This is a genomic window from Nocardia sp. NPDC055002 (genome assembly GCF_053608825.1).
This window is the reverse complement of sequence record NZ_JBSGWE010000002.1, coordinates 645,057-658,884: the sequence shown is the minus strand read 5'-3', so window position 1 is coordinate 658,884 and position 13,828 is coordinate 645,057. Positions and strand designations below refer to the sequence as shown.

Here is a 13,828-nt window from a genome sequence, read left to right as displayed (position 1 = left end):
CCGCTCGGTTCAGCCCACTCGGTGCGATGCGGATTCCCGCAGCCACTCGACCGCGTCGCCGACCTCGGCCACGGTGACGGCGCCCGCGGGCAGCGGTGGCCGGTCGATCATGATCACCGGCAGCCCCGCGGTGCGGGCAGCGAAGATCTTCGCCTCGGTCTGCTCGCCGCCGCTGTTCTTCGTGACCAGCACGTCGATGCGATGCCGCGACATCAGCACGAGTTCCTCGTCGAACGTGAACGGCCCCCGCGCCAGCAACAGTTTGGCGCGCGGCGGCAACGGGACATCAGGGGCGTCGATGGAGCGGATGACGAAACCGTGACCCGTGCAACCCGCGAACGCGCCGACGCCCTGGCGGCCGATGGTCAGCAGGACTTGTTCGTCGCGCGCGGTCAGTGCCGCGGCCGCCGCGGCGAGATCGGGCACGCGGGTCCACAGGTCGCCGCGCCGCTGCACCCACTCGGGGCGGCGCAGATGCAGCGCCGGGATATCCAGCTCGGCCGCGGCCGTGGCGGCGTGCGCACTCACCTGTGCGGCGAAGGGATGGGTCGCGTCCACGACAGCGTCGATCGCGTTCTCGCGTAGCCAGGTTCGGAGGCCCTCGACACCACCGAACCCACCCACGCGGACCGCACCGACCGGCAGCCGCGGATTGGCGACTCGGCCGGCGAGGGAGGACACGATGTCGAGTCCACGCTCACCGGACGCTCTGCGCGCCAACTCCCTGGCTTCGCCGGTGCCACCGAGGATCAAAACTCTCAGGACAGCCCTCCGAAATCATCGGCACCGGCATCGCCATCGAACTTCGAGTACTTCATGTAACTCTCCATCGTGGAAAACGGCCCGGGGGATTACCCGGAACGGCAACGACCCTACCCCCGAGCCGTGGGTTCTACACGTTCGGTCCGAAACTTTTACGGCGTGCGGACCCTGCGGGAACGGATTCACCGTGATCTGCGCGTGATCTGATCGTGATCAGGGCTGGACGTCCACACTCCGGCGACCAGCGGGTTTTCGGACAATCCACTGAGCGACCGGCAAGTGCGGCCGCCAGGCCGTGAACCCGCCGAGCGGTTCACCCCGATAGATCTGAAATTTGCGCAGGGTGCCACCGAACCTCGCCGAGCAGTCGAGCAGCAGCGCTTCCGATTCCGCGGTGACCGCGTTGGCGACCAGGCGGCCGCCGGGGCGCAGCCGCTGCCAGCACTGCTCGAACATGCCGTCCTGGGTGAGACCACCGCCGAGAAATACGGCGTCCGGTGCCGAGATCTTTTCCTCGGCTAACTCTGAGCGCACCTCACCGCGGATCGTTATTCCCGGTACTCCGAGGGCGGTGATATTGGTCGCGATTTGTTCCCGCCGGGCAGGCAGCCGCTCGAACGTGACGGCGCGGCACAGCGGATGGGTACGGCACCATTCGATGGCGATACTGCCCGACCCGCCGCCGATATCCCACAGCATTTCCCCCGGTGCGGGGGCGAGAGCGGTGACGGTGAGGGCGCGAACCTCGGCCTTGGTGAGCTGGCCGTCACCGGCGAAGGCAGCGTCGGCCAGGCCGGGCAATCGGGTGTCGCGACGGGTATCGGGATCGGCGCGGCAGTCGATGGCGACGATGTTGAGCGGATCGCCGGGCGGGTGCGACCAGGTAGCCGCGGAGCCGGTGTGGCGGTGTTCGGCGGGGCCGCCAAGTTGCTCGAGAACCGTCAGCGCGGAGGGTCCGAAACCCTTGTCGCGCAGCAGTTCCGCGACTCGGCTCGGTGTCGTCTCGTCTTCGCTGAGAACGAGAATCCGCCGACCTTCGGACAATTCGGGCACCACGGTGGGCAATGGCCGGGCAACCACACTCACCACCGGGGTTTCGGCCAGTGGCCACCCGAGCCGCGCGCACGCCAGCGACACCGAGGAGGGCTGCGGGAACACACGCAGCGCCGCCGGGCCGAACCGGCGCGCCAGGGTGACGCCGATGCCGTAGAACATCGGATCCCCGCTGGCCAGCACGCCGATGCGTCGACCGGCATTGCGCCCGAACAACTCCGGCAGGGCGGGCAGCAGCGGTGTCGGCCACGGCACCCGCTCGATATCACCGGCCGGGAGCAGCGCCAGTTGACGCGAGGAGCCGAACACCACGTCACAGTCCCCGATGGCCCGGCGGACGTTCTCCCCCAGCCCCGCCCAACCGTCGGCCCCGATGCCGGCCACCACGATCGGGTGGCCGGTCCAGTCCGTCGCCGCGTCGCCGGACGCGGTCACCGTGGCATCCGACGCCAGACGGATTGCGGGAGCAGGCGCATCACGAAGAAGGCGAGGGCAAGGCGGCCGGGGACCGCGACCCGGGTGGCGCCCTTGCCGAGGCTGCGGACCACGGCGTCGGCGACCTGGTCGGGAGTGCTGGCCAGAGGGGCGGGTTCCATGCCGGTGGTCATGCGCCCGATCACGAAGCCCGAGCGCACCAGCAACAGCTGCACGCCGGTGCCGTGCAGGGCGTCGCCGAGGCCGCTGGCGAAGCCGTCCAGGCCCGCTTTGGCCGAACCGTAGACATAGTTCGCCCGCCGCACGCGCACGCCCGCGATCGAGCTGAAGACGACGATCTGGCCGGATCCCTGCGCACGCATCACGGCCGCCAGGGTCGTGAGGACACTGACCTGGGCGACGAAATCGGTGTGCACGACCGCCACCGCGTGCGCCGGGTCGTGTTCGGCACGATCCTGATCGCCGAGGACGCCGAAGGCGAGCACCGCTGTCGCGATGCCACCGTGCTCGGCGGCGAGCTTGTCCAGCAGGGGCGCGTGGGTGGCGGTCTCGTCGGCGTCGAATTCCACGGTGTGCACGGCGGTCGCGCCTGCCGCGCGCACCTGCTCGACCTCGGCCGCCAACGCGTCGGCACGGCGAGCGGCCAGGATCACCACCCGTCCGGGTGCCAGCCTGCGCGCCACTTCGAGGCCGATCTCACTGCGCCCGCCCAGGACCAGCACCGGCCCATCGTTCTGCTGCGTTCCCATAGCGCCAGTCTGTCATCCGGCCCGTGCGGCCGGTGCCGGCCTGCCTCTGTTGTGTGCACGACGCGAACCCGCGCAGCAACGCGCTGGTCGGCCCGGCTACCGTTTCCGGCATGCCGACCGCCACCGCCCAGCTGTCCCCCGCTGCCCTCGCGTTCGTCACCGAGCGGCATCTGGCCACGCTCACCACGCTGCGCGCCGACGGCACCCCGCACGTGGTGGCCGTGGGCTTCACCTGGGATCCGGAGAGCGGGATCGCTCGCGTGATCACCGACGGCGCGTCGGTGAAGGCACGCAATGCCGGACGAGGCGGCTACGCGGCGGTGAGCCAGGTCGAGGGGCCGCGCTGGCTGACCCTCGAAGGGCCGGCGACAGTCCTCGACGACAGCGCCGACGTCGCCGAGGCCGTGCGTCGCTACACCGAGCGCTACCGGGTCCCCCGCGAGAACCCGACACGTGTGGTCGTCGCGATCCAGGTGCGCCGGGTGCTGTCGTCGGGCACGCTGAAATAGCCTCCCGAACCCGCTCGGCGCAACGCGGGCGCGCGCCGCTCCGGGGCCCGCCTACAGCACCGTCAGGCCGTGCGGCCGATTGTTCATCGACTCCACACCGTCGTCGGTGACGACCACGATGTCCTCGATCCGCGCGCCCCATTCGCCGCGGAAATAGATTCCCGGCTCGATGCTGAACGCCATGCCCGGCTCGAGAACGAGGTCGTTGCCCGCCACGATGTAGGGCTCCTCGTGCACCGACAGGCCGATGCCGTGGCCGGTGCGGTGGATGAAGGCGTCGCCGAGGCCCGCGTCGGCGAGCACGGTGCGGGCGGCGGCGTCGATGGATTCCGCGCTCACTCCCGGCCGGACCGCCGCGACAGCGGCGGCCTGGGCGGCCTCGAGGACCGCCACCTGTTCGACGATCTCCGGGTGCGGGGTGCCGAGTACATAGGTGCGGGTCGAGTCCGAGTAGTAGCCGGGTTCGACGGGGCCACCGATGTCGATGACCACCACGTCGCCCTGCTCGATGACGCGATCGGAGACCTCGTGGTGCGGGTCGGCGCCGTGCGGTCCACTGCCCACGATGACGAATGCCGCCTCGGTGTGGCCTTCTTCGACTATCGCGGCGGTGATATCGGCGCTCACCTCGGCCTCGGTGCGACCGGCCCGCAGGAACTCGCCCATCCGCGCGTGTACGCGGTCGATGGCCGCGCCCGCCCGGCGCAGCGCGTCGATCTCGGCCTCGTCCTTGATCATTCGCGACTCGCGCAGTACCGGCGTCGCCGAGGCGGGCAGACCGGTGGTCGATTCGGCGAGCGGGATCAGGTGCAGTGCGGGCATGGCATCGGCGACCGCGATGCGGGAACCGGCGTGCAGAATCGAGCGGACCAGCTGGTACGGATCGACGCCGTCGACCCAGTCGAGCACCCGCAGGCCGAGTTCGCCCGCCGCGGAATCGGCGAGGGAGGCCAGCTCGAGTTTCGGGATGACCACCGAGGGCGTCGATCCGTCGGCCGGGATCACCAGGCAGGTGAGCCGCTCGAAGGATTCCGCGGCCGAACCGATCAGGTACCGCAGGTCGGGGCCCGGAGTGATCAGCAGGGCGTCCAGATGCGCCGCGCGCATCAACTCGACCGCCCGCTCCAGCCGCTGACCGTAGACCTTCGCCGCGAACCTGGCATCCGTGTGCGCGCTCATAGGATCCGACGTTACCCGCCCCGCGCCGAGGGCAGCCACCGAAGCCCATCGGCACGGCCACGGCCACGGTGTCGGTGGTTCGGGGCACAATCACCGGGTGACCGCTGACGAGAGCACCCGTGGACCCCTGTTGATCCTCGACGGCGCCAGCCTCTGGTTCCGCGCCTATTACGCCATCCCCGACAAGCTCAGGGGCGCGGACGGCCGCTCGGTGAACGCGCTGCGCGGATTCACCGACATGGTGGCCTCGCTGGTCACCAAGCATCGCCCGAGCAGGCTCGTCGTCGGACTCGACCTCGATTGGCGGCCCCCGTTCCGGGTGGCCCTGGTGCCCTCCTACAAGGCGCACCGACTCGACACCAGCACCGGCGCGGCGCCCGGCGCGGAGGAAGTGCCCGACACGCTCACCCCGCAGGTCGAGATGATCCTCGAAGTGCTCGAGGCGGCGGGCATCGCCACCGGCGGCGCGGACGGCCTCGAGGCCGACGATGTGCTCGGCACCCTCGCGAGCCGGGAGCGCACCGACCCGGTCGTCGTCGTCAGCGGCGACCGCGACCTGCTGCAGCTGGTGCGCGACGAGCCCGCCCCACCGGTCCGCGTGCTCTACGTCGGCCGGGGACTCGCCAAGGCCGAACTGTTCGGCCCCGCGGAGCTCTCGGCGAAATACGGTGTGCCCGAACGGAACGCGGGCCCGGCCTACGCCGACATGGCGACCCTGCGCGGCGACGCCTCCGACGGCCTGCCCGGTGTGGCGGGCATCGGCGACAAATCAGCCGCCCAGTTGATCACGAAGTTCGGCTCGCTCGACGCGCTCATGGACGCCGTCGCCGATCCGGCGTCCGATATCGCCAAGGGTGTGCGCGCGAAACTCGGTGCCGCGCAGGACTATCTGAAGGTCGCCGCACCGGTCGTGCGGGTGGTCCGCGACGCGGAGGTGATCCTGTCGCGTCCGGATGTCCTGCCCGCCAGCCCCGCCGACCCCGACCGGCTGCTCGCGCTGGCCACCGCGTACAACGCCGAGAGCCCGATCACCCGCCTCGTCACCGCGCTCACCGCCGCACATACCGGCTGACCGGGACGCACGACGCCGGGCCGCCCGCAGACTGCGCGGACGGCCCGGAAAACGTAGTGCGAGCGCCTAGTTGGGGCGGCCGACCTCGTAGGTTCCGTCTTCCTTGGTGATCTTGACGGTGACCTTCTTCGCCTCGCCGCTGACCTTCAGGTCGCAAATGAAGGTCGCGTCGACCTCCACCGCCTGACCGGAGGGGCAGCTGACATCGGAGACGTCGGCGATGCCGTAGGAGTCCTTCAGCACGCGCGAGACACCGTCCTGTACCGCGGCGTTGTCGAGTTCGTCCGAGGAGAACACGACCAGGATCAGACCGATCACGGCGGCGACCACGAGCACGCCCGCGGCGATGAGCCCGATGATCAGGCCCTTGCTCTTGCCACCGGAAGACGGCTGCTGGCCCCACTGCTGCTGCGGGGCGGGCTGCTGGCCCCACTGCTGCTGCGGCGCGGGCTGACCCCACTGCTGCTGCGCGTTGGCGGCCTGGTTGTTCCAGTCCTGCGGCGGCGGCTGGGTCTGGCCCCACTGCTGCTGCGGCCCGGTCGGCTGCTGCGGCGGCACGCCACCCTGCTGCGGCTGCTGGCCCCACGGCTGCTGGGGCTGTTGTCCCCACTGCTGCTGTGGCTGCTGCGCGTTCGGGTCTTTCCACTGCTGGGTGGGCTGGGCGCCCTGTGGTGGCGGCTGCTGCGCGCCACCCCAGTGCTGGGTGGGACCGGCGCCACCGGCCCCCTGCTGACCCCCCCAGTGCTGGGTGGGATCGTTGTTCCCCTCCCCGGGGTTGTTCGGTCCGTAAGGGCCGCTCATCCACTCGCCTCCACTCGCATCATTAGTCCATACGGTAGCCCCCCGCGCCGGGCCTGCCGCATTCGCACGACATCCGCCTCACGGTCGGTACGCGAAGAAATCAAATCACAGACGTGCCGACTACGCGGCGTCCACCGCGACGACACCCCGCCGTACGGCACGCACCGCCTTGGCGGCGGTGGACGCGATCTCGGGGTCGTCGGCGGTGTTGTGGATCTGATCGAGCAGGTCGATCACCTGCCTGCACCACCGCACGAAATCGCCCGCCGACATCGTCGTCCCCGGGTCGCCGCTGGCCAGCAACGCCTCGGCCAACGCGTCGCCGCGCGCCCATTTGTAGACCCCGGTGACGAAACCCAGATCGGGTTCGCGGGTGGGCGGAAGTTTGTGTCGCGCCTCGTCGGAGCGCAGATCCGACCACACTTCGATGGTGGCCGCGACCGCACGGCGGATCGGATCGGTCGGCCCCGCCGGCGTCAGCAGGCCGGTTTCCTGGCGCGATTCGTAGACCAGTGTCGATACCACCGCGGCGAGTTCGGCCGGGCCCAGTCCGCGCCACAGACCTTGGCGCAGGGCTTCGGCGACCACGAGATCGCTCTCGGCGTAGATCCGGGCCAGGCGCCTGCCGTCGGCGGTCACCTCACCGTGGGCGACGAACCCGCGTTCCTCGAGCAGCCCGACGATCCGATCGAAAGTGCGCGCCAGCGAATTCGTGGTCGCGGCAACTTTCTGGCGCATCGTCTCGGTCTCACGGGCGAGGCGCGAATACCGCTCGCCGGTGCGGCTCAGCTGCTCCCGATCGGGGCGATTGTGCGCGGGATGGGACCGCAGACTGCGCCGCAGCGTCGAGAGCTGACGATCTTCACCGCCTCGAACACGATCGTTGCGCTTGCCCCGGCGCGGAGCCGAGATCCCGGTGCCGCGCAACGCCGAGGCCAGGTCGCGGCGGATGCGCGCGGTCCGGTGATCGACCCGGCGCGGCAGATCCATGCGCCCGAGCGCTTCGGCGGGCTCCGGGAAATCGGCCGCCGACACCCGACCCGCCCAGTGGTCCTCGGTCAATACCAGTGGACGCGGATCGCCGGGCGTCTGGTCGGGTTCGAGGATCACCGCGAGCCCGGAACGCTTGCCCACGGGGATGGACACCACGTCGCCACGGCGCAACCCGATCAGCGCTTTCACCGCGGCGCCGCGCCGGTCGGCCCGCCCCTGCTGCTGGATATCGCGTTCGCGTTGCTTGATCCGGTCACGCAGCGACAGGTACTCCATGAAGTCGCCGTCGACGCCGCCGAGCTGACTCTCCAGCTTGCGCAGCGCGCCCTCGTTGCGTTCGATCCCGCGGACGAGCCCCACGACCGACCGGTCGGCCTGGAACTGGGCGAACGACCGCTCGAGCAGCGTTCGGGCCTCCTGGGCGCCCATCCGGTCGATCAGGTTGATCGACATGTTGTAGCCGGGCCGGAACGAGCTGCGCAGCGGATAGGTGCGGGTGGAGGCGAGGCCGGCCACCGCGCTGGTGTCGACCTCGGGCTGCCACAGCACCACCGCGTGGCCCTCGACGTCGATGCCGCGCCTGCCCGCGCGGCCGGTGAGCTGGGTGTACTCGCCGGGGGTGAGCTCGGCATGGGTTTCGCCGTTGAACTTCACCAGCCGCTCGAGGACCACCGTGCGGGCGGGCATGTTGATGCCCAGTGCCAGGGTCTCGGTGGCGAACACCGCGCGCACCAGACCCTTGACGAACAGTTCCTCGACGGTGTGCCGGAACGCGGGCAGCATACCGGCGTGGTGGGCTGCCAGGCCGCGTTGCAGTGCCTCGCGCCACTCCCAGTAGCCGAGGACCTCCAGATCGCCCTTGGGCAGGTCACCGGTGTGTTTCTCGATGATCTCGTCGATCTGCGCGGCCTCGCCGGGACGACTCAGATCGAGGCGGGCGCGCAGGCACTGGGCCAGCGCGCCGTCGCAGCCCGCGCGGCTGAAGATGAAGGTGATCGCGGGCAGCAGGTTTTCCTCGTCGAGGCGCGCCAGGACATCCGGTCGCGGCAACGGGCGGAAATTGCCGCCGCGTCCACCCCGTCCGCGCGGACCGCCGTAGCCGTGCATCCGGTCGGCGCTCTCGCGCTGGCGGATGAACCGCACGAGGTCTTCGTCGACCACGACCTTGCGGTCGCTGGACTTGGTGTCGAACAGGTCGAACATCCGCCGGCCGACCATCACGTGCTGCCACAGCGGCACCGGCCTGGTCTCGTCGACCACCACCGCGGTGTCGCCGCGCACGGTTTCCATCCAGGCGCCGAACTCCTCGGCGTTGGACACCGTCGCCGACAGGCTCACCAGTCGCACATCCGGCGGCAGGTGCAGGATCACTTCCTCCCACACCGCGCCCCGGAACCGGTCGGCCAGGTAGTGCACCTCGTCCATCACGACGTAGGACAGACCGTGCAGCGAGTCCGAGGACGCGTACAGCATGTTGCGCAGCACCTCGGTGGTCATCACGACCACCGGCGCACCGGGGTTGATCGACTGGTCACCGGTGAGCAGGCCGACGCTGTCGCGGCCGTGGCGGGCGGTGAGATCGGCGAACTTCTGATTCGACAGCGCCTTGATCGGCGTGGTGTAGAAGCACTTTCCGCCCGAGGCCAGCGCCATGTGCACGGCGAACTCACCGACGATCGTCTTGCCCGCTCCGGTCGGGGCGCACACGAGCACGCTGTGCCCGTCTTCCAACGCCGCGCACGCGGTGCTCTGGAAGGGGTCCAGATCGAACGAGATTTCACCGGCGAATTTCGCCAGTTCGCTGGGCATCCCCGGAGTGTCGGTCACCCCTCAGAGCGTATCGGAGTAGTCCGACACCGGGCGCGCGGTTTTCTCCGGCTCGCTCACCGGATCGGCGGACGCCACCGGCTCGGGGGTCTCGAGCGGAGAGGCCTGTTCGTCGTCGAGCGTGCCCCAGCCCTCCTTCTCTTCCCGGCGGGCCTTGCGCGCGTCGCTGAACCGCGCGAACTGCACGGCGAACTCGAACAGCACGGTCAGCGCGATCGCCAGCGCCAGCATCGAGAACGGGTCCTGCGGTGTGACGATCGCGGCGAAGACGAACAGACCGAAGATCATCCCGCGCCGCCACGCCTTGAGCTTGGTGTAGGGCAGCACCCCGACCAGGTTCAGCCCGATGATGATCAACGGCGTCTCGAAACTGACGCCGAAGATGATCAGCAACTGGATGATGAATCCGAAGTACTGATTACCGCTGAGCGCGGTGATCTGGACGTTGTCGCCGATGGTCATCAGGAACGACAACGCGTGCGAGACCACCACGTAGGCGAGCACGGCACCTGTCACGAACAGCACCGAACCGGTCACCACGAACCCGATCGCGAGCTTGCGTTCCTTCGCGTACAGCCCCGGGGTGATGAACGCCCACAGCTGGTACAGCCAGAACGGGGTCGCGATCACCACACCGGCGGTGAACCCGACCTTCAACCGGAGCATGAACTGGTCGAAGGGTCCCGTGGCGAGCAATCGGCAGGCGCCGTCGGGGGTCAGGCTGGCCCGCGCCGATTCGGGCAGCGCACAGTAGGGGCCGCGCAGGATCTCGCCCAGGCTCTCCATCCCGAAGAGGGTGTGCGCGTACCAGAAGAAGCCGATCAGGGTGGTCACCGCGATGGCGGCCAGTGCCAGCAGCAGCCGGGTGCGCAGTTCCTGCAGGTGCTCGACCAACGACATGGTGCCGTCGGGATTCGTCCTGCGCTTGGTGCGCCGGGGATCGAACGGGATGCGCATGGTGGGTGGTGGCCTCTAACCCTCGGTTCGGCGGATGCTCGGCGGCAACTTCTGACGAGACAGCACTTCGCCCCGGAGCGATGACTACCGCTCCGGGGTGATGGCCGAGGTCAGAGGGTTTTGTGGCCCTGCTGCGGTTCGACGATCGGGGTCTGTGCCTGCGGCGCCGACGCGGACAGCTGCTGCTGCGGCGCGGGGGTGGCCGGGGTGGCCGCCGGTGCGTCGGATGCCGACGACTCCGCCTGCATCTGCCCGACCTCGCTCTTGAAGATCCGCAGCGAGCGGCCGAGACCGCGTGCCGCGTCGGGAAGCCGCTTCGCGCCGAAGAGCAGAACGAACAGCAACGCGATGATCAGCAGGTGCGTCCAGCTGAACGTGCCCATTATCAGATACCTCCAAAGACTGTGGTGATTACCGATGCTACCTGGGTTCGCACCGTGGTGGACGCCGAGCCGCAGCGGTGTTCGCCACGCGTTCAACCCGCGACAGCGGCCGCCGCCCCGGTCAGCTCGGCGAACAACCGGCTTCCGGTGAACCGGGTGGTGTCGCCGGACTCGGCGATCCTGATCAGCTCGGTCAACCTCCGGTTGACTGGCGTCGGGTGCCCGACCATGTCGCCGAGCCGCACGATTTCCCCGCACAACCACGCGATTTCGGTCCGTCGGCCGAGCGCGAGGTCATCGGCCATCGACGAGCGGGCGAGCGGATCGATGGCGAGCACCCGACCGAACACCCGCCGGAAGACCGCGTCGGGAACGCGCAGCAAATGCACCATCAACTCGGGCGGAACGGGGGTGAGCTGCGCGGGCCGAATTCGCGCGGTGTTCATCACAGCGAGGGCTTCGGACTGGGTCAGCGCGAGGCAGCGGCGGTAGTCACGCTCGGCGAGCTCCTCACGCAGCGGCCTGCCCGACAGCGCGTTGATCGGGTTGTTCAGATTGAGTAGCAGTTTCGCCCATTGCACCGGACGCAGGTCGCGGTGGCGGCGTAGCGGCAGTCCCGCCGCCCGGAAACCGTCGGCGAAGCGGTCGACGACCTTGTCGTCCTGGATCGCGAGGTCGCCATCGCTGGCGCGGTGGAAACACCCGCGACCGCTGTGCACCACGTTGAACATCACCATCCCGGCCAGGGCGATGCTGGTCGGCAGGATCTCTCGAATCACGCTGGCGTTGCCGATGCCGTTCTGCAGGCTCACCACCGGCGTGCCGGGGCGTAATCGGCCCGCGACCGCACGGACCGCGGCGGCGGTGTCGGCCGATTTCACGGTCACCAGGACCAGGTCGGCCAACTCGGGTTCGTCGGGCTCGAGCGCGAGGCCGAACCGGTCGGGCGTCACCTCGGTCGAGCCGCCGTCCAGATCGGTCAGGCGCAGGCCGTGTTCGGCGATGTCGTCGAGGATCCGCTGACGGCCGACGAAGATCACTTCCATGCCCGCGGCGGCCAGGTGACCGCCGACGAAAACCCCGACGCTGCCCGCGCCGAGGACCAGTACTCGCTGACTCACGCGGGTTCGGTCTCCCCCACCAGTCCGGCGGCCGCGTAGGCCGCCAGGGCGGCGTCGGCACGCAGGCGCACCGCCGTTACCAGTTCGGGTGGCCCGAGCACGGTGACGCCGGTGCCGAAGCCGAGCAGCAGCCGGGCCATCCAGTCCGGTGAGGCGAAGCGCATGCCCGCCTCGATGCTGCCGTCGGCACGCGATTCGATGCGGTGCATGGGGTACTGGTCGAGCACCCAGGCGTAGTCGGCGCGAATCCGGAGCCTGGCCAGCGGCACATCGGGGTCGTCCTGGAACAGGTCGAGTGCCGCGGCGTCGTTGGCGGCGTGGCTCGGCGCGTGGGCGGGTTCGTCGAGTTCGGTGGCGTCCTCGATCCGATCGAACCGGAACAGGCGAACGCCTTCGGCCTGCCTGCACCAGGCCTGCAGGTAGCTGTTGTTGTCGACCAGCACCACGCGAATCGGGTCGACGATGCGTTCGGACACCTCGTCGCGGCTGGCGGAGTAGTAGACCAGGCGCAGGGCTCGCGCGTCGGCGAGCGCGGCGCGCACGGTCGCGACCACCGGCTTCTCGACGGGGACATCGACCGGCTTGCCGGTGACGACGGCGTCGGTGCTGGCGATCGCCGATTCGATCTTGGCGATGGCGGCGTGCGCGGCGGTCGGATCGACCATGCCCGGCATCTCCACGATCGAGCGCAGCGCCACCAACAGCGCGGTGGCCTCGGTGGAGGTGAGCCGTAGCGGCCGTTCGATACCGGCCGAGAAGGTGACCTCGATGCTCTCCTCGGAGAACGACAGGTCGATCAGATCGCCGGGACCGTAGCCCGGCAATCCGCACATCCACAGCTGATTGAGGTCGCTCATCAGCTGTTTGGTGGTGACCCCCAGTTCGGCGGCGGCCTCGGCCGCGCTGATACCCGGGTGCGCGAGCAGGTACGGCACCATGTTCAACAGGCGCGAAAGGCGTAGGGACAGACGCGAACTCACGACGTGACCTCCGTGTGGTCGAGTACCGACCGTAGCCGGTTCATCACGTCGGCGCGCAGTTCCGGTGGTTCCAGAACGAGAACATCGGGACCGAGACCGGTGATCAGCCTGGCCACCCAGTCGCGGGATCGCACCGGCACCTCGAGCACCGAGCCGGGACGTCCGCCCAGGTCACGGGTGTCGACTTCGGTGCCGATGCGGCGCAATTCGCGACCGCGACCCTTCGCGACCCACACGGTGGCCGACCCGGTGACGGGAGCGTCGCCGGTGACCCGGTCGACGATCGCGCGCAGGTCGGTGTGCGCGGGCTTGTGGACCGCGTCGACCGGACCGTACGGCCGCACCTGTCCCCCGATCCGCGAGAGCCGGAACGTGCGAACGGCATCGCGTTCGCGGTCGTGGCCGACCAGATACCAGCGCCCGTGGCGGGTCACCACCCCCCACGGTTCGACATCGCGGGTCACGAACGGATCGGTGACGGCGCTGTGGTGGCCGAATCGCACCGCCTGCCCCGCGTCGATCGCCGCGAGGAGTTCCCGCAACACCGGCTCCGACCCTCGGGTGCGGGCGGGCACCGCGGGCACCGACACCCCGACGTTGTCGGTCTCGACGGTGACTCCGGCCGCGCGCAGCTTCAACAGCGCGCCCTCGGCCGCGCCCGCCAACTCCGGTGAGGCCCACATCTGCACCGCGACGGCGACCGCCGCGGCTTCCTCGCTGGTCAGGTCGATATCGGGCAGCTCGTAGGCGTCCCGGTTGATCCGGTATCCCTCGAGTGTCGAGAACCGTCCCACCGGACCGACTTCCAACGGGATGCCCAGATCGCGCAATTCGTTCTTGTCGCGCTCGAACATCCGGCTGAACGCCTCGTCGGTCGCGGAGTCCTCGTAACCGGCCACGCTGGCGCGAATACGTTCCGCGCTCAGGAACTGCCTGGTCGACAGCAGCGCGATGACCAGATTCATCAGCCGCTCGACCTTGGATATCGCCACTCGATAGAGGGTAAT

The 13,828-nt window shown here is 69.5% G+C and carries 13 protein-coding genes; 2 read left to right on the top strand and 11 right to left on the bottom strand.

All coding sequences use genetic code 11. The annotated features are described in order from the left end of the window. Window positions 1–9 precede the first annotated feature (9 nt). The 3 genes from ACWF99_RS10275 to ACWF99_RS10265 form a co-directional block, all read right to left on the bottom strand. Complete coding sequence (locus ACWF99_RS10275) at window positions 10–762, bottom strand: cobalt-precorrin-6A reductase (RefSeq protein WP_378628338.1); 753 nt, start codon at window positions 760–762, stop codon at window positions 10–12. A 213-nt stretch (window positions 763–975) separates the two neighbouring features. Beyond that, complete coding sequence (cbiE, locus tag ACWF99_RS10270; protein WP_452535656.1) at window positions 976–2,250, bottom strand: precorrin-6y C5,15-methyltransferase (decarboxylating) subunit CbiE; 1,275 nt, start codon at window positions 2,248–2,250, stop codon at window positions 976–978. After that, complete coding sequence (locus tag ACWF99_RS10265; RefSeq protein WP_452535655.1) at window positions 2,247–2,999, bottom strand: SDR family NAD(P)-dependent oxidoreductase; 753 nt, start codon at window positions 2,997–2,999, stop codon at window positions 2,247–2,249. Before ACWF99_RS10265 ends, cbiE begins: the two co-directional genes overlap by 4 nt. 110 nt (window positions 3,000–3,109) lie before the next feature. Here ACWF99_RS10265 and ACWF99_RS10260 point away from each other — a divergent pair, with 110 nt between their 5' ends. Next, window positions 3,110–3,508 carry a TIGR03618 family F420-dependent PPOX class oxidoreductase gene (locus tag ACWF99_RS10260; RefSeq protein ID WP_378627492.1) on the top strand — a complete coding sequence of 133 codons (399 nt, stop codon included), beginning with the start codon at window positions 3,110–3,112 and terminating at the stop codon, window positions 3,506–3,508. Window positions 3,509–3,559: 51 nt separating this feature from the next. On the opposite strand, the gene ACWF99_RS10255 is transcribed toward ACWF99_RS10260, so the two are convergent. Beyond that, entirely contained in the window at window positions 3,560–4,687 is a 1,128-nt protein-coding gene (locus ACWF99_RS10255) for a M24 family metallopeptidase (RefSeq protein WP_378627491.1), read from the bottom strand. 97 nt (window positions 4,688–4,784) lie between these two features. Between ACWF99_RS10255 and ACWF99_RS10250 the strand changes: the two genes are divergently transcribed. Continuing rightward, window positions 4,785–5,759 carry a 5'-3' exonuclease gene (locus tag ACWF99_RS10250; protein ID WP_378627489.1) on the top strand — a complete coding sequence of 325 codons (975 nt, stop codon included), beginning with the start codon at window positions 4,785–4,787 and terminating at the stop codon, window positions 5,757–5,759. Window positions 5,760–5,825: 66 nt separating this feature from the next. On the opposite strand, the gene ACWF99_RS10245 is transcribed toward ACWF99_RS10250, so the two are convergent. From ACWF99_RS10245 to ACWF99_RS10215, 7 genes are all read right to left on the bottom strand, one after another. Beyond that, entirely contained in the window at window positions 5,826–6,560 is a 735-nt protein-coding gene (locus ACWF99_RS10245; protein WP_452535654.1) for a DUF4333 domain-containing protein, read from the bottom strand. A 120-nt stretch (window positions 6,561–6,680) separates the two neighbouring features. Further along, on the bottom strand, window positions 6,681–9,362 hold the full coding sequence (locus ACWF99_RS10240) for a DEAD/DEAH box helicase (RefSeq protein ID WP_452535963.1): 2,682 nt from the start codon (window positions 9,360–9,362) through the stop codon (window positions 6,681–6,683). 21 nt (window positions 9,363–9,383) lie between these two features. Further along, on the bottom strand, window positions 9,384–10,337 hold the full coding sequence (gene tatC, locus ACWF99_RS10235; RefSeq protein ID WP_452535653.1) for a twin-arginine translocase subunit TatC: 954 nt from the start codon (window positions 10,335–10,337) through the stop codon (window positions 9,384–9,386). A gap of 110 nt (window positions 10,338–10,447) precedes the next feature. Continuing rightward, window positions 10,448–10,720, bottom strand: coding sequence for a Sec-independent protein translocase subunit TatA (gene tatA / locus ACWF99_RS10230; protein WP_378627484.1), 273 nt, complete (start codon window positions 10,718–10,720; stop codon window positions 10,448–10,450). Between the two features lie 92 nt (window positions 10,721–10,812). After that, window positions 10,813–11,841 (bottom strand): 2-dehydropantoate 2-reductase, encoded by a 1,029-nt coding sequence (locus ACWF99_RS10225; protein ID WP_378627483.1) that lies wholly within the window; start codon window positions 11,839–11,841, stop codon window positions 10,813–10,815. Next, entirely contained in the window at window positions 11,838–12,821 is a 984-nt protein-coding gene (locus ACWF99_RS10220) for a helix-turn-helix transcriptional regulator (RefSeq protein WP_378627482.1), read from the bottom strand. The genes ACWF99_RS10225 and ACWF99_RS10220 overlap by 4 nt, the downstream gene beginning before the upstream one ends. Further along, window positions 12,818–13,813, bottom strand: a complete 996-nt coding sequence (locus tag ACWF99_RS10215; RefSeq protein ID WP_378627480.1) for a helix-turn-helix transcriptional regulator — start codon at window positions 13,811–13,813, stop codon at window positions 12,818–12,820. The genes ACWF99_RS10220 and ACWF99_RS10215 overlap by 4 nt, the downstream gene beginning before the upstream one ends. Between the last annotated feature and the right edge of the window lie 15 nt (window positions 13,814–13,828).